General features: G+C 74.7%; 16 protein-coding genes. 7 read left to right on the plus strand and 9 right to left on the minus strand.

All coding sequences use genetic code 11. The features are described from left to right. Positions 1-5: 5 nt before the first annotated feature. The 3 genes from BJ968_RS17010 to BJ968_RS17020 all read right to left on the minus strand — a co-directional run bounded on the left by BJ968_RS17010 (position 6) and on the right by BJ968_RS17020 (position 2,765). Positions 6-548 carry a toprim domain-containing protein gene (locus BJ968_RS17010; RefSeq protein WP_179753841.1) on the minus strand — a complete coding sequence of 181 codons (543 nt, stop codon included), beginning with the start codon at positions 546-548 and terminating at the stop codon, positions 6-8. A gap of 13 nt (positions 549-561) precedes the next feature. Next, complete coding sequence (locus BJ968_RS17015) at positions 562-1,944, minus strand: NAD(P)/FAD-dependent oxidoreductase (protein WP_179753843.1); 1,383 nt, start codon at positions 1,942-1,944, stop codon at positions 562-564. Positions 1,945-2,174: 230 nt separating this feature from the next. After that, complete coding sequence (locus BJ968_RS17020) at positions 2,175-2,765, minus strand: DNA-3-methyladenine glycosylase I (RefSeq protein WP_179753845.1); 591 nt, start codon at positions 2,763-2,765, stop codon at positions 2,175-2,177. A 52-nt stretch (positions 2,766-2,817) separates the two neighbouring features. Between BJ968_RS17020 and aroQ the strand changes: the two genes are divergently transcribed. Further along, positions 2,818-3,258, plus strand: coding sequence for a type II 3-dehydroquinate dehydratase (aroQ, locus tag BJ968_RS17025; RefSeq protein WP_179753847.1), 441 nt, complete (start codon positions 2,818-2,820; stop codon positions 3,256-3,258). 40 nt (positions 3,259-3,298) lie between these two features. After that, positions 3,299-4,963 carry an FAD-binding protein gene (locus tag BJ968_RS17030; protein ID WP_179753849.1) on the plus strand — a complete coding sequence of 555 codons (1,665 nt, stop codon included), beginning with the start codon at positions 3,299-3,301 and terminating at the stop codon, positions 4,961-4,963. A 62-nt stretch (positions 4,964-5,025) separates the two neighbouring features. Here BJ968_RS17030 and BJ968_RS17035 read toward each other — a convergent pair whose 3' ends face one another. The 4 genes from BJ968_RS17035 to BJ968_RS17050 all read right to left on the minus strand — a co-directional run bounded on the left by BJ968_RS17035 (position 5,026) and on the right by BJ968_RS17050 (position 10,532). Continuing rightward, the gene (locus BJ968_RS17035; RefSeq protein WP_179753852.1) at positions 5,026-6,672 is read right to left on the minus strand and encodes a SpoIIE family protein phosphatase; all 1,647 of its coding nucleotides are present in this window, start codon (positions 6,670-6,672) and stop codon (positions 5,026-5,028) included. A gap of 58 nt (positions 6,673-6,730) precedes the next feature. Beyond that, complete coding sequence (locus BJ968_RS17040; RefSeq protein ID WP_179753854.1) at positions 6,731-7,555, minus strand: SDR family NAD(P)-dependent oxidoreductase; 825 nt, start codon at positions 7,553-7,555, stop codon at positions 6,731-6,733. 11 nt (positions 7,556-7,566) lie between these two features. Then, positions 7,567-8,814: an MFS transporter gene (locus BJ968_RS17045; protein ID WP_218885130.1), complete on the minus strand. Its 1,248-nt coding sequence runs from the start codon at positions 8,812-8,814 to the stop codon at positions 7,567-7,569. A gap of 65 nt (positions 8,815-8,879) precedes the next feature. Next, positions 8,880-10,532 carry a bifunctional diguanylate cyclase/phosphodiesterase gene (locus BJ968_RS17050; RefSeq protein WP_179753858.1) on the minus strand — a complete coding sequence of 551 codons (1,653 nt, stop codon included), beginning with the start codon at positions 10,530-10,532 and terminating at the stop codon, positions 8,880-8,882. A 222-nt stretch (positions 10,533-10,754) separates the two neighbouring features. Here BJ968_RS17050 and BJ968_RS17055 point away from each other — a divergent pair, with 222 nt between their 5' ends. From BJ968_RS17055 to BJ968_RS17075, 5 genes are all read left to right on the plus strand, one after another. Further along, on the plus strand, positions 10,755-11,594 hold the full coding sequence (locus BJ968_RS17055; RefSeq protein ID WP_179753860.1) for an MIP/aquaporin family protein: 840 nt from the start codon (positions 10,755-10,757) through the stop codon (positions 11,592-11,594). Between the two features lie 32 nt (positions 11,595-11,626). Further along, positions 11,627-13,156 (plus strand): glycerol kinase GlpK, encoded by a 1,530-nt coding sequence (gene glpK / locus BJ968_RS17060; RefSeq protein WP_179753862.1) that lies wholly within the window; start codon positions 11,627-11,629, stop codon positions 13,154-13,156. Positions 13,157-13,312: 156 nt separating this feature from the next. After that, complete coding sequence (locus BJ968_RS17065; protein WP_179756895.1) at positions 13,313-14,974, plus strand: glycerol-3-phosphate dehydrogenase/oxidase; 1,662 nt, start codon at positions 13,313-13,315, stop codon at positions 14,972-14,974. 203 nt (positions 14,975-15,177) lie between these two features. Then, positions 15,178-16,029, plus strand: coding sequence for a CARDB domain-containing protein (locus tag BJ968_RS17070; protein ID WP_179753864.1), 852 nt, complete (start codon positions 15,178-15,180; stop codon positions 16,027-16,029). A 37-nt stretch (positions 16,030-16,066) separates the two neighbouring features. Continuing rightward, complete coding sequence (locus BJ968_RS17075) at positions 16,067-16,801, plus strand: glutamine amidotransferase (RefSeq protein WP_179753866.1); 735 nt, start codon at positions 16,067-16,069, stop codon at positions 16,799-16,801. Here the strand turns inward: BJ968_RS17075 and BJ968_RS17080 are convergent. Both BJ968_RS17080 and BJ968_RS17085 read right to left on the minus strand, forming a co-directional pair. After that, complete coding sequence (locus BJ968_RS17080) at positions 16,786-17,613, minus strand: SWIM zinc finger family protein (RefSeq protein WP_179753868.1); 828 nt, start codon at positions 17,611-17,613, stop codon at positions 16,786-16,788. The two genes, BJ968_RS17075 and BJ968_RS17080, sit on opposite strands and share 16 nt — an antisense overlap. Beyond that, positions 17,613-20,672, minus strand: a complete 3,060-nt coding sequence (locus BJ968_RS17085; RefSeq protein ID WP_179753870.1) for an SNF2-related protein — start codon at positions 20,670-20,672, stop codon at positions 17,613-17,615. Before BJ968_RS17085 ends, BJ968_RS17080 begins: the two co-directional genes overlap by 1 nt. Positions 20,673-20,782 lie beyond the last annotated feature (110 nt).

Raw genomic sequence — 20,782 nt, forward strand, 5'->3', positions numbered from 1 at the left:
CGTGATCAAGCACTCCCGTGATCGAGCACTTCGGTGATCAAGCACGAGAGGGTGGGCGGGAGGTCGGCGCGCGAGGCGGCGCGGGCGGCCGCGGCGTAGCGGGCGGGGTCCTTGTCCAGCGCCCCGCCGTCGCGGTGCAGGGCGTGCAGGAAGGAGGCCCAGCCGGCCAGCGACACCTCCAGGTCCCCGGGCAGGACGTGGAGGCGGACGGGAGCGGCGGCCAGCGCCGCCTGGACGCGCCGGCTGCCGTGGTGCGCGCGGTGGTCGCCGGCGTCGGAGTCGAGGACGACGTCGACGTCGGCCCCGTGCGCGCGGGCCACGGCGACGGCCAGCGGGAAGACGTGCTTGCCGCCGACGGCGACGACCGGGACGGCCAGCAGCGCGCCGAGCACGGCCGCGTCGGTCGCCCCTTCGACGAGCACGACGCGCGGGACCGTCACCGCACGCGCGAAACCCGCCGGCAGCGCGGTGTGCGCCAGCCGGCGGGCCCGGTTCGTGCTGGTCCCGAGGCAGGCGGCGACGTGCGCCACCGCCTCCTCGGAGATCACCTCGGGGGAGGGGTCAGCCGACCTTCGGCTTCTCCTCGGCCTTGGGGTAGATGTCCGTGTTCTGCGCCGGGGTGATGAGCGCGTCCTCCGGACGGGTCTGGTTCAGCGCGACGGCCTGCGGGGGCAGGACGACGTGCAGCGCCCAGTCGGTGAGCACGCGGATGCGGTTGCTCATGGCCGGCAGCGCGTACAGGTGGTACCCGCGGGCGACGATCTTGGCCGGCAGACCGGTCATCTCGATGCCCAGCGGCTTGGCGACGGCGGTGCCGCCCCCGAGGTCGGCCACGAGGCCGAGGTCCTTGTGCACGTAGTCGGCGGCCTGGCCGATGCCGAAGGACGCGGCGATGTTCTTGCCGGCCTGGGTGCCCTGGCGCTGGGCGTGCTGCGCGGTGGGCGGGGTGATCGGCTGCGGGCCGTCGGCCGGCTTCGGCTTGGCCAGGTCCGGCACGGCGGCGGCGTCCCCGGCGGCCCAGACGTCGTCGGCGCCGGCGACGCGGAACTTGGCGTCGACGACGAGGCGGCCGCGGTCCAGCGGCAGGCCCAGGGTGCCCATGAGCGGGTTCGCCATGATGCCCGCGCCCCAGATGAGGGTGCGCGAGGGCACCGGGGTGCCGTCGGTGAGGTTGACGACGTTGCCCTCGACGCTGGCCACGGAGACCCCGAGGCGCACGTCGATGCCGCGGGCCTTCAGGGCCGACAGGGCGTACTGGCCCAGGCGCGGCCCGAGCTCGGGCAGGACGGCCGGGGCCACGTCGATGAGCAGCCACTTCACGTCGCGCACGTCGATGTTCGACCAGCGGTCGGCGACGCGGGACAGCCAGCGGTGGGTCTGGGCGACGATCTCGGTGCCGGTGTAGCCGGCGCCGACGGCCACGACCGTCATGCGCTCGGCGCGCTCGGCGTCGAAGCGCGGGTCGTCGGGCAGGCTGTCGGCCTCGTCGAGCTGGGACAGCAGGTGGTCGCGGACGAACGCGGCCTCGGTGATGGTCTTGACGCCGCGGGCGTTCTCGGAGACGCCCGGGATCGGGAAGCGGCGGGTGACCGCACCGGGGGCCAGCAGGAGCTTGTCGTAGGACAGCACCTGGGTGCCCTCGCCGACGACGCCGCGCTCGCTCTTGGAGATGGTGATGGTCTTGGCCTCGGGGTCGACCGAGGTGGTGTGCCCGATGACCAGCTTGTGGCGGGGCAGGACCTGCCGCAGCGACACCGCGACGTGGCGGGGCTCGATGACGGACGCGGTGACGTCCGGCAGGAGCGGGCTGTAGGTGAGGTGGTCCGTCGGGGAGACGATCACCAGCTCCGCCGTGGAGGCCGGAAGGAGCTTCTCGAGCTTCTTGCCGGCGTACAGGCCGGTGAAGCCACCCCCGACGATGACGACTCGCTGTCGATCGACCATGTGAACACCTCTTGTTCTTCGGCTCGCCGGGACGTGGCTCCCGCTCGGTCCACGATTCTCGCACTCGCGACCGCGTTCCTTCACGCGGGTGCGTCCCACGGCGGTCACAGCACCTTCACACGCCGTCAACGGCTGCCGCCGGTCGGGCGGTGTCGGACCGCCGCGTCCCGGGCACCGCTGTCGTCGCCCGTTGCGCGCGTTCGGGATCGGGGGGCGGGTGGGCGCACCGCTCAGGCGCGGCCCGCCTCCCGCTCGACGGCCGCCCGGACCGGGCAGTGCCGCAGGTGGTCGTCGACCAGCCCGCAGGCCTGCATGCCCGCGTACGCCGTCGTCGGCCCGACGAAGCGGAACCCGGCGGCCTTCAGCGCCTTCGCCAGGGCCGTCGACCCCGGGGTCAGGGCCGGCACGTCGGCGGCCGACTCCGGGGCGGGCGGGCGCGGGTCGGGGGCGAAGGACCAGAAGAGGTCGGTCAGGCTCCCGCCGGCCTCGCGCAGCGCCAGCACGGCCCGCGCGTTGGCGATCGTCGCCTCGACCTTGAGCCGGTTGCGGATGATCCCGGGGTCGGCCAGCAGCCGCGCCACGTCGTCCGGCCCGTAGGCGGCGACGGCCGCGGGGTCGAACCCGTCGAAGGCGGCCCGGAACGCCTCGCGGCGGCGCAGGACGGTGATCCAGCTCAGCCCGGACTGGAACGCCTCCAGGCTGATCCGCTCGAACAGCTCGCGGTCCCCGCGCACGGGGCGCCCCCACTCGGTGTCGTGGTAGGCGGCGTACAGGGCGTCGCCGGTGCCGAAGCAGCGGAAGGGCTCAGCGGGGGTGCTCACGGCCCGGAGCGTGGCACCGACCCCCGACACGGCCCCGGGCTACTGTCCCCGCGTGACGATCCTCGTGCTCAACGGACCCAACCTCGGCCGTCTCGGCAAGCGCCAGCCGGAGGTCTACGGCACCACGACGCTGGCCGACGTCGACGCCCGGTTGCAGGTGCTCGCCGCGGAGCTGGGGGTGGCGGTGGAGCTGCGCCAGACCGACGCCGAGCACGAGATGCTCGGCTGGGTCCACGACGCGGCCGACGCGGGCGACCCGGTCGTCCTCAACCCCGGCGGCTGGACCCACACGTCGGTCGCGCTGCGCGACGCCTGCGCCGAGCTGCGCGCGGGGCTGGTGGAGCTGCACGTGTCCAACGTGCACGCGCGCGAGGACTTCCGCCGGCACTCGTACCTCACCCCCGTCGCGACGGGCGTCATCGCCGGGCTGGGCGTGCAGGGCTACGAGCTCGCGGTGCGCTTCCTGGCCTCCCGTGTCGCAGGGGACGCGTAGGCTCGCGCCCGACAAGCGGGGCGAACAGCGGGGAGCAGTTGTGGTCGAGCACATGAAGTGGTGGGGCTGGGGCCAGGAGGGCGTCGCCTTCCACCACGAGGACAAGCCGAACCTGGCGCCGTTCGTCATGAAGGTGGCGGGCATCGACTTCGACGCCCCGCCCGTGCGGGTCCCGGAGCTGTCCGAGCTCGACGTCCCCGCCTCCCGGGCCCCCGAGGAGCTGCGCGCGGCCTTCGTCGAGGCGCTGGGCGCCGAGCACGTCCACGACGACGACCTCGACCGCGTCGTGCACACCTACGGCAAGTCGATGCGCGACCTGGTCCGCATCCGCCGCGGCGACTTCGGTCGCCTGCCGGACCTCGTGGTCTACCCCGGCACCGAGGCCGAGACCGAGGCCGCGCTGCGGATCGCCCTGGAGGCCGACGCCGTCCTGATCCCCTTCGGCGGCGGTTCCAACATCGTGGGGTCCCTGGAGGCCCCGCGCGAGGAGACCCGCCCGGTCGTGTCCCTGGACGTGGGCCGGATGCGCGCGGTCCTGTCCCTGGACGAGACGGCGAAGACCGCCCGCATCCAGGCCGGTGCGCTCGGACCGGACCTGGAGGAGCAGCTCAACGCCCGCGGCTGGACCATCGGGCACTTCCCGGACAGCTTCAAGCACTCCACCCTCGGCGGCTGGATCGCGACCCGTTCCTCGGGCATGCAGTCCGACCGCTTCGGCGACATCGCCGACATCACCCGCGCCGTGCGGGTCGTGACCCCCAAGGGCCTCGTCGCCACCGCGGAGGTGCCGGTGCAGTCCACCGGCCCCAGCGTCCGGGAGATGGTCCTGGGCAGCGAGGGCCGGCTGGGGATCATCACCGAGGCCACCGTCCAGGTGCACCGCCTGGCCGAGGAGCGCGTCATCCAGGCCTACTTCTTCCCCGACTACGCCAGCGGGCTGAAGGCCATGCACGCCATCGCCGCCTCCGACGCCAGCCCCAGCATCACCCGCGTCTCGGACGCCAACGAGACGCAGTTCACCCTCGCCACGTCCAAGAAGGGCAGCACGCTGGGGCAGCTGCTCAACAAGGGCGTGCAGCTCTACGCGAGCAAGCGCAAGGGCATGGACCTGTCGCAGATGTGCCTGTCGTTCATCGGCTTCGAGGGCTCGGCGACCAGCGTGCGGCGCGACAAGACCCTCGTGGGCGAGATCGTCAAGAAGCACGGCGGGTTCGGCGTCGGCTCGGGGCCGGGGACCCTGTACGACCAGAAGAAGTTCGACACCCCCTACATCCGCGACTTCATCCTCGACCGCGGCGCCTACGGCGACGTGTCGGAGACGTCGTCGTCGTGGACGACGCTGAAGTCGGTGCACGACAACGTGGTCGCCGCGGCGGAGAAGGCGTTCGCCGAGGTGGGCGTGAAGGGGTTCATCTTCTGCCACCTGTCGCACAGCTACCACTCCGGGGCGTGCCAGTACTTCACCTTCGCGTTCCAGGCCCCGACCGACCGCGACGGGCTGGAGGTCTACGACACCGTCAAGGGCGCCATCCAGCAGGCGTTCATCGACAACGGCGGGACGCTGTCGCACCACCACGCCGTGGGGCGCGAGCACAAGCGCTGGATCGAGCAGGACATCTCCCCGGCCGGGGCCGGGATCGTCGGCGCGCTGTTCGCCGGGGTGGACCCGGGGCGCAACCTCAACCCCGGCGCGATCGTCGACTGAGGCACCCCGGCCACCCCGCCCGGGTGGGGTGGCCGGTCAGGCTGGCCGGTCAGGCTGGCCGGTCAGGCGACGAGCAGGTCGGCCCAGACGGTCTTGCCGTCGCCGGTCGGCGCCACCCACCACCGGTGCGCCAGCAGCTGCACGATGTGCATGCCGCGGCCGCCGGTGGCGTCCTCGTCGCTGTCGCGCGGCTGCGGGTGCCGGGTGGAGCCGTCCTCGACCCCGACGCACAGCAGCCGGTCCTCGCGGTCGTGCCGCAGCGTCAGGGCGGCCGGCGACCCCGAGTGCAGCACGGCGTTGGTCACCAGCTCGGACACCACGAGCTCGGCCTCGTCGGCCGCGCTGGACAGGTCCCACGCGGCCAGCGTCGTGCGCAGGTGGTCGCGGGCGGCCCGCACGGCGCGGGTGTCGGTGGGCAGGACGATGCGAGTCTCGCGCAGGCCCGGGTCGGGGCCGGAGTAGTCCAGGACGAGCAGGGCGGCGTCGTCGTCGCGCTCGTGCTGCACGGGGGCCAGCACCCGGTCGGCGACCGTCTCGGCGGGCGCGGACGCGTGGGCGGTCAGGGCCACCTCCAGGGTCCCCTCCCCGGTGCCGGCCTCGCGCGGCCACTCCACGACCCCGTCGGTGTAGAGCAGCACCCGGCTGCGGCCCGTGAGCCGGTGTCGGGTCCGGGGGAACTCCGCGTCGTGCTCCACGCCCAGCGGCGGGCCGGGGTCGACGCTCAGGGGGCGGACCGGCCCGGGGGCGAACAGCAGGGGGGCGGGGTGCCCGGCGCTGGCGACCTCGACCTCGCCGGTGGCCTGGTCGAGGGCGATGAGGCAGCAGGTGGCGAACAGCTCGCCCTCGAAGGACTGCATGAGCTGGTTGGTGCGCTCCAGCACGGCCGACAGGTCGTGGCCCTCGCTGACGTAGGCGCGCACGGCCGTGCGCACCCGGCCCATGAGCGCGGCGGCCGAGGCGTTGTGCCCCTGCACGTCGCCCATGGCGACGACGAAGGTGTTCCCGGCCTCGATGGCGTCGTAGAAGTCGCCGCCGACCTCGGCGCCGTCGGTGCCGGGCAGGTAGCGGGCGGTGAGCCGGACGTGGTCGGTGCTCGGCAGCGCGTGCGGCAGCAGCGCCGCCTGCAGGGCCCGGGCGGTGTCGGCGTCGCTGCGGGCCACGGCGAGCGCCTCCTCCTGGGCGTGCACCAGGCGGGCGCGGCGCTCGCGGTCGAAGATGGAGACGACCAGGTCGGCCAGGTCGGCGAGGTCGGTGCGCTGGCTCTCGGTCAGCTCCTGCGGCCGGGTGTCGTCGAAGACGCACAGGGTGCCGAGCGCGTGGTGGTCGGGGGTCAGCAGGGGCGCGGCGGCGTAGCTGCGCACGTGGCCCAGCCTGCCGTCCACCCAGGGGTTCCCGGCCCAGCGGGCGTCCTCGCGGGCATCGGGGGAGTGCACCGGGGCGCCCTCGCCGAGGGTGTAGTAGCACATGGAGTCGGTGCGGGCGCTGATGCCGCGGTCGAAGCCCTCGGCGGCGAGCTGGCGCTGGTACTGCTCGTCGATGATGTTGACGACGGCGTGGGGGAGCCCGGTCAGGCGGGTGGCGAGCCGGACGACGGCCTGCAGCTGCGCCGGCGGTGGAGCGGTGACGTCGACGTAGTCGCGCAGGGCCTCCAGCCGTGCGCGCTCGTCGCGGTCACCGGTGTCCACCTCGGCGGTCCGGTCCGAGGGCACAGCATTCACGTGCTCTAAGTTACCCCTCGACTACCCTCCGTGTTCTAGAACGGGGAAGTCAGTGCCGGCCCGTGGGGTGCCGGCGCTTGGCGCCGGACGGCATCCGGTTCCACACCGAGCTGACCAGGCCGCGCGGCAGGACGTCGAGCACCGTCGAGACGGCCTTCCACCGCTTGGTGGGGACGCTGACCGACCGGCCCGCGAACAGGTCGTCCAGCGAGGCGTCCACGACGTCGTCGATGTCCAGCCAGATCCGGCTCGACAGCGTCGAGCTGCCCCCCGAGGACATCCCCGAGCGGGCGTGGAACTCCGTCCGCACGTAGCCCGGCTCCACGACCGTCGCCGTCACGCCCGTCCCGCGCAGCTCCCCGGCCAGCGTCTCGGTCAGCACGATCACGTACGCCTTGGCCGCGGAGTAGTGCCCCCCGCCGGGCACCAGGCCCGCGACCGAGCCCACGTTGAGGATCCGCCCGCGCCCGCGCGGCACCATCGCCCCCGTCGCGGCCCGCGACAGCACCATGACGGCCCGGCACAGCACGTCGAACATGCGCTCGTGGTCGGCCACCACGCCGTCGAAGAAGCGCTGACGCAGGCCGAAGCCGGCGTTGTTGACCAGCACGTCCACGGGGCGCTCGGTGCTGGCGACCCGCGCCGCCACCCGCTCCAGGGCCGCCCGGTCGGACAGGTCGGCGGCCAGCACCTCCACCTCCACGCCGAAGTCCGCGCGCAGCTGCGCCGCCGTCGCCTCTAGGCGGGGCACGTCGCGGGCCACGACCACCAGGTCGTGGCCGCGGCCGGCCAGCGACCGCGCGTAGGCGGCCCCCAGCCCGGCGGTGGCCCCCGTGACGAGGGCGGTGGGACGGGAGGACGGTGCGCTGCTCACGACGCGCGAGCCTAGTGAACCCGGCCCGGGGGGACGGTCGCGGCCACCGGCCGCTGCGCGGCCCACGTGCGCTGGGCCGCCGCGCACACCACGGCCCCCGCCAGCACCGCCGAGGCCGCGACCGTCAGCGCCGTGCGCGCCCCGGCGGCGTCCAGCAGCACCCCGGCCACCGCGTTGCCGACCGCCGCGCCCGCGGTGATCGCCGTCGACAGCCACGCCTGGGCCTCCCCGAGCCGGTGCGCCGGGGCCAGCAGGTCGACCAGCCCCTGCGCGGCGATGAGGTTGGGGGAGATGGTCAGCCCCGTCAGGAACAGCACCACCACCAGCACCGCGAACGGGACGTCGTCACCGGCGCCGGCCACGACGGAGAACAGCAGCACGCCGAACGCCGTCAGCGTCACCAGCAGCCGCCGCCGGTCCGGGCTGCGCCAGTCCCGGCTGCCGTACAGCAGGCCGCCCACGGCCGACCCGCTCGCGATGGGCGCGAACAGCACCCCCAGCCGGTCCGCCGAGCCCAGCAGGTGCTCGGCCAGCCCCGCCATCGACACGTCGAGGATCCCAAACCCGACGCTCATGACGGCCATCACCGCCAGCAGCAGCACGAACCCCGGGCTGTGCAGCAGCACCGCCCCGCCGCCGTGGGCGTGCGCGGCCCCGGGGTGGGGCACGGTGCGCCGCACCCCCGGGGAGCGGCTGTAGACCAGGGTCCCGCCCACGAGCAGCACGGTCGTCACCAGCAGCGGCAGCGGCGCGAAGCCCAGCAGCAGCAGCAGGCTCAGCAGCAGCGGCCCGCCCACGAAGATCGTCTCCACCGCCGCGGCGTCCAGGGCGTAGCCGCGCCGCCGGCTGCGCTCCTCGGCGACCACCACGCGCCACGTCGAGCGCATCGCCGGCGACAGCGGCGGGAACGTCGCGCCGGCCAGCAGCGCCAGGACGGGCAGCACGACGGCCGGCACCGCCGGCCACACCGTCGCCCCCGTCAGCAGCAGGAGCAGCAGCCCGCTCAGGGTCGCCGAGGGGACCAGCACCCGGGGCTGCCCGAGCCGGTCCATCGCCCGGCCCCACAGCGGGGAGCCCACGGCCAGGCCCACGGCGAACAGCCCCGTGACGATCCCGGCCAGGGTGTAGTTGTCCCGGGCCGTCCGCACGAGCAGCACCAGCCCCAGCGGCGCGGTCGCGATCGGCAGCCGCGCCACCACCGAGGCCACGAAGGGCCGTGCCACCACCGGATCGCGCAGCAGCGCGAAGTACCCCGACATGCCCACCCGTTCCTCGTCGGCGACCGCCGCTGTGCGATCGTTCCCAGCCCCGGGTGATCAGCTTGTCAGACGGGCCAGATCCGCGCGCAGTGGCCTCCGGCACCACGTGCCGAATCCAGGGCCTGGACCGCCTGCCGGTGCGCCTCGCCCGCCGTCGCCGCCCGGGTCGGCGCCAGGCTCGCCCCGATGCTCACCGACAGCGAGGGGTGGACGTCCACCGCCAGCTCGACGGCCAGCAGCAGCGCGTCGGCCACGCGCTCGACGACGCCCTCGCTGCCCGCGCGGGGCAACCCCGTCAGCAGCACCGCGAAGTGCGTGGGCCCCAGCGGGACCCACCGGTCCACCGAGCGCACCGCCCGGCGCATCCGGCGCACCAGGTCCTCCCGGCCCCCGCGCCCGCACGTGCCGTCCACGCCCACCAGCAGCAGGCCCGTGCCCGTGCCCGTGCGCCGGTCGCCCTCCAGCGCCTCGGTGACCAGGTCGGTCAGCGCCACCGCGCGCGCCGGCGCCGCGACCTCGGGGCGGGCGGGCCCGCGGTCGCGGGTCAGGACCTGCTCGACGAGGTCGGCCACCAGCTCCGGGTCGTGGCTCACGGCGAGCCCGCGCTCACCCGCGCCGCGGGCCGGGCCCGACAGCACGACCGTCGCGGTGTGCGGGCCCAGCACCGCCAGGCCGTGCCCGTCGAGGTCGGCGTGCGCCGAGAAGGCCACCGGGCCCAGCGCGGACGCGGCCCGCCGCGCGGCGCCGCCGCCGAGGGAGACGACCACGACCGGGTCCGGCCCGCGCCGGGCGCGCAGCCGCAGCTGCTCCAGGACGCGCTCCACGACGTCGGCCCCCGCCGGGCGCGCCGCGGCGCCCAGGCGGGCCAGGGCGTCGGCCGGCGCCGGGCGCGGCGCGGGCAGCGCCACCGGTCCCGGCTCCCCGGCCGGGGTGCGCGTCACGTGCGCCACCCCCCAGCCCTGCACCAGGTCGGCTCCCAGGGCCCGTGCGGTCGCCAGGTCCGCGGCGTCCTCGACCGACTCGGCCAGCACCAGCGCCCCGTGCCGCGCGGCGAAGGCGCCCACCGCGCCGGCGAGCACGGCCACCTCCTCGGCCGTGCGCCGGGCCAGCAGCCGCAGGTCCAGCTTCACGACGTCCGGGCGCAGCACGGGCAGCAGCGCCAGGACGCCGGGATCGGCGCCCAGGTCGTCCAGCGCCACGGACCAGCCGCGCTCGCGGGCCCGCCGCGCCAGCCGCAGGGCGGCGCCGGGACGGGACCGCAGCGTGCGGGCGGGGACGTCGAGGACCACCGGCCCCGTCGGCCCGGGCGGGGTGGGCAGGTCGTCGCCGACACCGTCGGGGGAGGAGTTCACGAACACCGGCCACGCGCCGGGCAGCGCGGCCGCACCGGCCAGCACCACCTCCTGCGCCGCCCGGTCCAGGTCGCCGACGCGCCCGGCGGCCGAGGCCGCGCGGAACAGCTGCGCGGGGGAGGACAGCGCGCCGTCCTGCGGCCCGCGGACGAAGCCCTCCACCGCGACGGCGCGGCCGGTGCGCAGGTCGTGGACGGGCTGGAACAGCGCGTGCAGGGCCCCGGCCCGCAGGACCCGGTCGAGCTCACCGCTCCCGGGGTGCGCGGGGTGCGCGGGGTACGCGGGGTGCGCGGGGTGGCGCACCGGCGCGGAGACGCCGAGCGCGAGGTCCGGGGGCGCGTCCACGGCCGGGTCCAGCGTCGTCATGGTCGCGTCATCGGCAGCCTCGACCGGCGACTTGAGCCGTTCGGGTGAACGACCACGGAGAGTCACCGCCCTGGCTCACGGTGACCAGCCCCTCACGACCGGGCGATCGTTCGACATCGTCGAACGCGCGGCGTTGACGCGCTCCCACGGCCCTCCTACCTTCACGACCACGGCACCACGCCGCACCTTCCGCCGTGAACACGACTCAACGTGGAGTTCGCCATGTCCCACACCAGTTCCGCGGCCGCGCCGCCCCGGCGGGTCGCGCCCCGCACCCCCACCCTCACCGGCGAACTGCTCGCCGAGTTCGCCGGCACCGCCGTCCTCATCCTCTTCGGCGTCGGTGTCGTCGCCCAGGTCGTCGCCGGCCAGAACGGCGGTGCCGACTCGATCCACTGGGCCTGGGGCCTGGGGGTCACCTTCGGCATCTACGTCGCCGGCCGCACCACCGGCGCCCACCTCAACCCGGCCGTCACCATCGCGCTCGCCGTCTTCCAGGGCTTCTCCTGGAAGAAGGTCCTGCCCTACTCGGTCGCGCAGTTCCTCGGCGCGTTCGTCGCCGCCCTCATCGTGCGCTGGGTGTACAACGACGCGATCATGACCGTCGACCCCGGCACGACGTCCGAGACGCAGGGCATCTTCGCCACCCTGCCGGGTACCGGCGTCAGCATCGGCACGGCCTTCCTGGACCAGGTCGTCGGTACCGCCATCCTCGTCTTCCTCATCTTCGCCATCTCGCAGGCCAAGGCCATGCCGCCGGCCGCGAACCTGGCCCCCTTCATCATCGGCCTCGTCGTCGTCGGGATCGGCATGGCCTGGGGCTCGAACGCCGGCTACGCCATCAACCCCGCCCGCGACTTCGGCCCCCGCGTGGCGGAGTTCCTCACCGGCTACTCCGACGCCATGAAGACCCCCGGCGGGCAGCTGTACTTCTGGGTGCCCATCGTGGCCCCGGTCATCGGTGCCCTCATCGGGGGCGGCCTGTACCGGGTGCTCGTCGAACGCCACCTGCCCGACCCCGAGGCCGCCGAGCCCGAGGGCCGCGTCCACACCGACGACTGACCGACCACTCAACGCAGAGACGGGACCACAGCATGTCTGACCAGACCCCCCAGTACGTCGGCGCCGTCGACCAGGGCACCACCTCCACCCGGTTCATGGTCTTCGACCACGGCGGCAACGAGATCGCGAAGTACCAGCTCGAGCACACCCAGATCATGACCCAGCCGGGCTGGGTCGAGCACGACCCGATCGAGATCTGGGAGCGCACCAGCTCGGTCATCCAGAGCGGGCTGCGCCAGGCCAACCTGACGTACAAGGACCTCGCGGCCCTGGGCATCACCAACCAGCGCGAGACGGCCGTCGTGTGGAACAAGCGGACCGGCCGGCCGTACTACAACGCCATCGTCTGGCAGGACACCCGCACCGACCGGATCGCCTCGGCGCTGGACCGCGACGAACGCGGCCAGAAGATCCGGCAGAAGACCGGCCTGCCCCCCGCCACGTACTTCTCCGGCGGCAAGATCCAGTGGATCCTCGAGAACGTCGACGGGGTGCGCGAGGCCGCCGAGGCCGGGGACGCCGTCTTCGGCAACACCGACTCCTGGCTGATCTGGAACCTCACCGGCGGAACGCGCGGCGGCTCCCACGTCACCGACGTGACGAACGCCAGCCGCACCATGCTCATGGACCTCGAGACCCTCGACTGGGACGACGAGCTCCTGGAGATCTTCGGCATCCCCCGCGCGATGCTCCCCGAGATCAAGCCGTCCTCGTGCAGCGAGGGCTACGGCGAGACCCTGGAGACCGGTCCGCTGGGCGGCAAGGTCAAGCTGACCGGCATCCTCGGCGACCAGCAGGCCGCCATGGTCGGCCAGGTCTGCTTCGACCCCGGCATGGCCAAGAACACCTACGGCACCGGCAACTTCATGCTGCTGAACACCGGTGAGGAACTCGTCCGCTCGAAGGCGGGTCTGCTGACCACGGTCTGCTACCAGTTCAACGACGAGAAGCCCGTCTACGCCCTCGAGGGTTCCATCGCCGTGACCGGTTCGGCCGTGCAGTGGCTGCGCGACCAGCTCGGCATCATCTCCGGGGCGGGGGAGTCCGAATCCCTGGCCCGGCAGGTGCAGGACTCCGGCGGCTGCTACTTCGTGCCGGCGTTCTCGGGCCTGTTCGCCCCGTACTGGCGCTCGGACGCCCGCGGCGCCATCGTCGGGCTCTCGCGCTACAACACCAACGCGCACATCGCCCGCGCCACCCTGGAGTCCATCTGCTACCAGAGCCGCGACGTCACCGAGGCCATGACCGCCGACTCCGGCGTCGAGGTCGAGGTGCTCAAGGTCGACGGCGGCATCACCGCCAACCAGCTCTGCATGCAGCTGCAGGCCGACATCCTCGGCGTCCCGGTCTCCAAGCCCGTCGTCGCCGAGACGACGGCGCTGGGCGCGGCCTACGCGGCCGGCCTGGCCGTCGGGTTCTGGAAGAACCTCGACGAGCTGCGCGAGAACTGGAACGAGGGCGCCCGCTGGGAACCCACCTGGGACGACCAGCAGCGCAAGGACGGGTACGCCGGCTGGAAGAAGGCCGTCGAGCGGACGTTGAACTGGGTGGACGTCGACTGACGCCCCCCTCCCTGAACGCGCCGGGCGCGCGGACCGCGCGCCCGGCGCACACCATGGAGCAACACCAGAAGCACGACCGGTACGGAAGACGCTGAGGAGCAGGACGTGGAGATCAAGGCACTGTCGCCGCAGGCACGCGCGGACGCGCTGCGGGAGATGGCAGAAGGTGAGCTCGACGTCCTCGTCATCGGTGGCGGGGTCGTCGGGACCGGTGCGGCGCTGGACGCCGTGACCCGGGGGCTGCGGACCGCGCTGGTGGAGGCGCGCGACTGGGCCTCGGGCACCTCCAGCCGTTCGTCCAAGCTCATCCACGGCGGCCTGCGCTACCTGGAGATGCTCGACTTCGCCCTCGTCCACGAGGCGCTGTCCGAGCGCGGCCTGCTGCGCAACAAGCTGGCCCCGCACCTGGTCAAGCCGGTGCCGTTCCTGTACCCGCTGTCCAAGCGGCTCACCGAGCGGCCCTACGTCGGCTCCGGGGTCGCCCTCTACGACGGCATGGCGCTGAGCTCGGGGAACAACAAGGGTTTCCCGCTGCACCGCCACCTGACCCGCAAGGGCGTGCAGAAGGAGGCCCCCGGCATCCGCAAGGACGCCATGGTCGGGGCCATCCAGTACTACGACGGCCAGGTCGACGACGCCCGCCACACCATGACGATCGCCCGCACCGCGGCGACGTACGGCGCGCTCATCGCCAACCGCACGCGCGTCAAGGAGTTCGTCCGCGAGGGCGAGCGCGTCGTCGGCGCCGTCCTGGTCGACCTGGAGTCCGGCACCGAGATCCGCGTCAAGGCCAAGCAGGTCATCAACGCCACCGGCGTGTGGACCGACGAGACGCAGGAACTGGTCAAGGCCCGCGGGCAGTTCAAGGTCCGCGCCTCCAAGGGCATCCACCTCGTCGTGCCGCGCGACCGGATCCAGTCCCGCACGGGCCTGATCCTGCGCACCGAGAAGTCCGTGCTGTTCATCATCCCGTGGGGCCGGCACTGGATCATCGGGACCACCGACACCGACTGGACGATGGACAAGGCGCACCCGGCGGCCACCAGCGCCGACATCGACTACGTCCTCCAGCACGCCAACTCCGTGCTGAAGTCCCCGCTGACCCGTGAGGACGTCGAGGGCGTCTACGCGGGCCTGCGGCCGCTGCTGTCGGGGGAGAGCGAGTCCACCTCGAAGCTGTCGCGCGAGCACGTCGTCGGCCACCCCGTCCCGGGTCTGGTCGTCGTCGCCGGCGGCAAGTACACGACGTACCGCGTCATGGCCAAGGACGCGGTCGACGTCGCGGTCGACGGCCTGGACGGCAAGGTCCCCGCCTCGACCACCGAGAACGTCCCGATGGTGGGGGCCGAGGGGTACCACGCGCTGTGGAACCAGCGGCACGCGCTGGCGGCGAAGGCGGGCATCCACGTCGACCACGTGGAGCACCTGCTGAACCGCTACGGCTCGGCCGTCGACGAGGTCCTCGCGCTCATCGCCGAGGACCCCTCGCTCGGGGAGGTCGTCCCGCACGCCGACGACTACCTCAAGGCCGAGTTCGTCTACGCGGCCACCCACGAGGGTGCCCTGCACCTCGACGACGTCCTGGCCCGCCGCACGCGCATCTCCATCGAGACGTACGACCGGGGCACGGAGTCGGCCGAACTGGCCGCCGACCTGGTCGCCGGCCCGCTGGGCTGGGACGCCGAGCGCAAGGCGAAGGAGGTCGCGACGTACCTGCAGCGGGTCGCCGCCGAGCGAGCCTCCCAGGAGCAGCCCGACGACGCCTCGGCCGACGCGGTGCGCCTGCAGGCCCCCGAGATCGTCCCGCTGGGGAGCTGAGCGGGTAGTCCTCCCGGATCGGTCGAAACTCACCCGTTCGGGCTAGTCGAGGGGCTAGCGTGTGCTGTGCGCGATGGGGGTCGCGCACAGCACGGTGCCGCTCGGCACCGTTCCGCACGGGATTCACGAGGGCGACGACGTCCTGGGGGGACGAGATGAAGCACGTCAAGGCTGCCCGCGCACTGGCAGCAGCAGGTGTCGTGGTGGGTTCGATCGCCGGCGCGGGCGCGGTCAGCGCCGCCGCACCCGCTCCGGACCTGGTGGTCACGGCCGTGACCGTGGCGCCGGGCACGGTGGCCGGCCAGCAGGTCCGGTTCGCGGCCACCATCAAGAACACCGGGACCGCGGCCACGCCCGCGGGCACCATCGCCGGGGTCGGGTTCCAGGTCGACGGCAAGCTCGTCACCTGGGCCGACCAGTACACCGCCTCCTTGGAGCCTGGGCGGTCGACCACGGTCACGGCCGTGGGCGGCCCGGCGGGCTCGGCCACGTGGACGGCCACGGTCGGCACCCACACGCTCCGCGCGTTCGTCGACGACACGGGCCGCATCAAGGAGTCCAACGAGGGCAACAACACCCGCGACGTGCGGCTCACCGCAGCGGCCGGGATGACCCACCGGGTGCAGGGCGACACGGTTGTGACGAAGCTGGCGCCGCTGAACCAGCCCACGTCCATCGCGACCTCGATCACCGGCGACGCCTACGCGGGCTGCTTCACGGCCGACGGGGTGCTCGTCGGCGGCAGCGAGCGGTTCCTGCAGACCCGCTCGGTCGGCAACGACATGGTCGACGTGACCTGGAAGTGGCAGGACGGCCTGGCTGAGGTCCCGGCCGGGGCGGCGCAGGTCCGCACCCACGCGAGTTTCACCCAGTTGCTGTACGCCTACCAGGAGCGCTACCCGTTCGAGTGCGCCGCCGGGCAGACGCCGGGCTTCACCCGGTTCCAGGCCACGTCGCTGCGCACGACCCGCTGGATGGGGTCCTTCAGTGGCGTCGGCGCGCAGATCGCCTCGGTCAGCACCCCCGTCGACGTGGACTTCGACGTCCAGCCCTGACGGGCTCCCCGGCCCGCGCCGGGACTAGGGTGCGCGGGTGAAACCGTTCCTCCTGCTCGCCACCCGCGTCGACGACGCGGTCGCCGAGGCCGAGTTCGCCGCGTTCGTGCGGTACGGCGGCCTCGGCCCCGGCGAGCTGGAACGGGTTCGGCTGGAACGGGACCCCATGCCCGCGCTCGACGTCGGGGCGTACTCCGGGATCGTCCTGGGCGGCAGCCCGTACTGCACGTCCGACCCCGAGGGGGCCAAGTCCGCCGCCCAGCGCCGCGTCGAGGTGGAGCTGCACGCGCTGCTGGAGGTGGTCGTCGCCCGCGACGTCCCGTTCCTGGGCGCCTGCTACGGCATCGGGACCCTCGGCGTCCACCAGGGCGGCACCGTGGACCGCGCGCACGGCGAACCCGTCGGCACGGTCCCGGTGACGCTGACCGCCGCCGGCCGCGCCGACCCGGTGTTCGGCGGGCTGCCGGGGACGTTCGACGCCTACGTCGGGCACAAGGAGGCGCTGCGCGCGGCGCCGCCGGGGGCGGTGCTGCTGGCGGGGTCCGCGCCGTGCCCGGTGCAGGCGTTCCGGGTGGGGGAGAACGTGTACGCGACGCAGTTCCACCCCGAGCTGGACGCGGAGGGTTTCATCCAGCGCTGCGCCGCGTACCGGGACGAGGGGTACTTCGACCCGGCCGAGTTCGACGTCCTCGCCGCGCGGTTGCGGACGACGTCGGCTCCCTCCGCGCCGCTGGTGTGGCGGCGCTTCGTCGAGCGCTACGCGCGGGACTGACGCCCCGGGGGCTGCCCACGCGTCCCCTCCTGGTCGCCGGGCCGCACCGCCACGTACCAGGGCCGGAGGCTGTCGGCGATCCCCGCGGCCCCCGGCCCCAGCACGAGGTCGTCGAGGCCGTCGGCGACGGTCCGCCCGGGCACCCGGTCCCGCACGCCCAGGTCCGGCAGGTCACCGGCGAGCCGGTGGAAGGCGGCGACGTGCAGGGCGAGGTCCTCGACGGGGGCGGACGGGCCCGAGGCCGCGTCGGTGATGCGGCGCAGCAGGTCGGGCAGCGCGACCCCGCGCAGCGTGAGGGCCGTGGCGGGTTCGGCGTCGAGCTGCTCGGCGAGGGCGTACACGACGGCGGCGGCGTGCTTGCACGGTTCGGAGGCGTCGGGGCAGCTGCAGTCGTAGGTGACCTCGGGGTCGGCGGGCAGCAGGTCGACCCCGATGCCGGTCAGCAGGTCCACCAGGCCGGGGGGCACGTCACCGCCGAACAGCGGGGCGAGCAGCAGCGGGTTCTCCACGACGGTGGCGACGACGGCCTCGACCTCCGAGGCCGTCCAGGCCCGCACGGTCACCTCGACGAGGTAGGGGCGGGGCCGCGACCCCTGGACCCGGGCGCCGGCGGCGCCGGGGCGGACCCGCAGTTCCACGACCTGCCCGGCGCGGGCGTAGGTGCGGCCGCGTTGCAGCCGCCCCCGGTCCCCGCTGCGTTCGAGGGTGTCGACGAACCGCTGGGACCACCAGTTCTGCGCGATCCGCCCGCGCCGGGACCGCAGCGGGGCGCCGCCGCCCGGCCGCCGCTTCCCGTACCGCTCGAACGCCATCACTCACCCACCGCGTCGTCGCCGAGCCGGACCAGGTCGTGCAGCGCGTCCGCGTCGAGCTCGGTGATCCAGCCCTCGCCGCTGCCGACGACGGACTCGGCGAGGCCGCGCTTGCGGGTGATGACGTCGTCCACGCGTTCCTCCACCGTCCCGGCGCTGACGAACTTGCGGACCTGCACCTGCCGGTGCTGGCCGATGCGGAACGCGCGGTCGGTCGCCTGGTCCTCGACGGCGGGGTTCCACCACCGGTCCAGGTGCACGACGTGGTTGGCCGCGGTGAGGTTCAGCCCGGTGCCGCCGGCCCTGAGCGAGAGCAGCAGGACCCCGGGCCCGTCGTCCTCGGCGAACCCGGCGACCATCGCGTCGCGCGCGCGCCGGGGCACCCCGCCGTGCAGGAACGGGACCGGTTCGCCGGTCAGGTCCGACAGGTGGGGGACCAGGAGGTGGCCGAACTCGGCGAACTGCGTGAAGCACAGCACCTTCTCGCCGTCCTGGCGGGCGGCGGCGACGACGTCGTCGAGCAGTTCCAGCTTCCCCGAGCGGTGCCGGCCGCGGTGCAGGACGCCGGAGGAGTCCCCGAGGAAGTGCGCGGGGTGGTTGCAGATCTGCTTCAGGCGGGTGAGGGCGGCCAGGACCAGCCCGCGCCGGGACATCCCGCCGGGGTCCTCCCCGGTGCGCGCGAGGCGTTCGGTGAGGTCGTCCACGGTCCGCCGGTACAGCGCGGCCTGCTCGGGGGTGAGGTTGGCCCGGACGGTCATCTCGATCTTCTCCGGCAGGTCCCCGGCGACGGCCGGGTCGGTCTTGACCCGGCGCAGCACGAAGGGCCGGGTGACGACGGCGAGCCGCCGGGCCGGTTCCTCCTGCCCCAGCTTCTCGATGGGCACCGCGAAGGCGTCGCGGAAGCTCGCGGCGCTGCCCAGCAGGCCCGGGTTCGTCGTGTCGAGGATCGCGCGCAGGTCCTCCAGCCGGTTCTCCACGGGGGTGCCCGTCAGCGCCACCCGGTGCGCGGCGCCGATCGCGCGGACGGCGCGGGCCTGGCGGGTCCCGGCGTTCTTGACGTGCTGCGCCTCGTCGAGGGCCACCCGGTGCCAGGCGACGGCGGCGAGGTCGGTGACGTCGCGCACGACGAGCCCGTACGTCGTGAGGACGAGGTCGCACCCGGCGGCGAGCGCCACGAGGTCCTCGCCGCGGGCGCGGCCGGGCCCGTGGTGGACGTGGACGCGCAGGCCCGGCACGAACCTCGCGGCCTCGGCGGCCCAGTTCCCGACGACGGACATGGGGCACACCAGCAGCGTCGGGCCGGGCTCCTGGTCGCGCTCGTGGGCCAGCAGCGCGAGCAGCTGCAGCGTCTTGCCCAGCCCCATGTCGTCGGCCAGCACGGCGCCCAGCCGCCACCGCGACATCGTCGCCAGCCACGTCAGGCCCCGGCGCTGGTAGGGGCGCAGCTGCGCGCGCAGGCCGGGCGGGTCGGGCAGTTCGGGCAGGCGCTGCGCGGCGTCGCCGGACAGCAGGTCGCCCAGGACGCCGCGGGCGTCGACGGAGGTGACGGGGCCGGGCAGGTCCCGCCCGGCACCGAGCGCGGCGAGGACGTCGACGAGGGTGGCCCGGCCGTTCCCGCGCCGGCGCAGGAAGGCGGCGCTGCGCCGCAGCGCCTCGGCGTCGACCTGGACCCACTCGCCGCGGAACCGCACGAGGGAGGACTTCGAGGCGGCCAGGGCCAGCAGCTCGGCCTCGGTGACGGGGGAGTCCCCGAGCGCGGCCTGCCAGCGGAAGTCCAGCAGGTCGGCCTGGCGGGTGCGGGGGTCGGTGATCGCGCCGGGCTGGGCCGCCGAGGCGGTCAGGGAGAACGACAGCGCCTTGCGCGTCCAGTGCCGGGGCAGCTGCAGCGCGATCCCGGCCGCGGCCAGCCGCGGCCCGCCGTCCTCGACGAGGTCGAGCAGCTCCTCGATCGACAGGTCCACCCCGGCGCCGGCGGCGGCGTCGGTGCGGCCGCCGAGGAGGCGCTTGAGCGGGGGGTGGGCGCTGCCGGCGCGGGCGGTGCCGGTGAGCAGGACGAGCAGCGGGTCCTCCGCGTCGGCGCGGGAGGCGGCCCCGGCGTCGGCGCGGGCCTCGTCGAGGGTGAGCACGAGGCTGGGGTCGTCGCGGGGGCGCAGCCGCGCCTGCAACCGCCAGGTCAGGTCGGCCGGGTCGTCCTCGGCGGTGGTGTCGAGGTGGCCGTCGGCCAGCTCGGCGGGCACGTCCTCGCGCGGATCGGGTTCGACGACGCGCAGCAGGACGTCGTACCCGGCGTCGTCGCCGCTGCGCTGCCACTCGCGGACCCGGCGGGCCAGGGCCGGCAGGTTCCCGGCGCCGCCGGTGCCGGGCAGCGGCTCGCCGGTGCGCAGCCCGAGCAGCCAGTCCCGCAGCGCCGCCCCCTCGGGCAGGTCGTGCGGGACGACGTCGCGCGTGCGGTCGGCGACGAGGACGTCGACGACGACGGCGCAGACGTCGTCGAGCAGGTCGAGGGCCTGGGCGGGACCGCCGGGTGAGCGCTCGGCGCGCAGCACGGGCGGGCAGGCCGCGGCCACGGCGGTGCGCCAGCGGCCGAAGGACCGGTCCGGCAGGGGGACCCACCGGGCGGTGAAGCGGTCCCCGCCGCCGTGCAGGTCCGGCACGACGTGCCCGGCGTCGACGGCGCGGCGGGCCCCGGCGGCGACGTGCGCCAGCCAGCGCAGCCCGTCGGACACCGGTGCCGGCCCGGCGGCGACCTCGGTGAGCACCTCCACCGCCCGGGCGCCGCGCAGCTCCACGACGGCGAGGTCGACGGGCAGCAGCCGCAGGTCCGCGCGCGGGCGCCCCGCCGAGGCCGCGGGCCGGCCCGCGGGGGTGCAGGGCAGCAGCACGGGCAGCGTCGCGGTGGCGGGGGAACCCAGCGCCCGGGCCAGGGCGTCGGCGCGGGGGGCGGTGCGGGCCAGCTCGGCGAGGTCGGCGGCGCGGGCGGGTCCGGGCCGTCGCCGCGGCGCCTCGACCCACAGGGCGAGGCGCTGCCCGCGGGTCCAGAGGCCGTGGACGAGGAGCACCGGCGCAGCCTACGACCCGCCGCCGACACGACGGCCGGGCCGCCGGCGCACCCGGGGACTCCGCCGAACCCCTCCCGGCGCGCCGGGGTCTCTGGCACGCTGGACGCGGG

Origin of the sequence: Kineococcus aurantiacus (assembly GCF_013409345.1) — a bacterium.
Taxonomy (GTDB): Bacteria; Actinomycetota; Actinomycetes; order Actinomycetales; family Kineococcaceae; genus Kineococcus; species Kineococcus aurantiacus.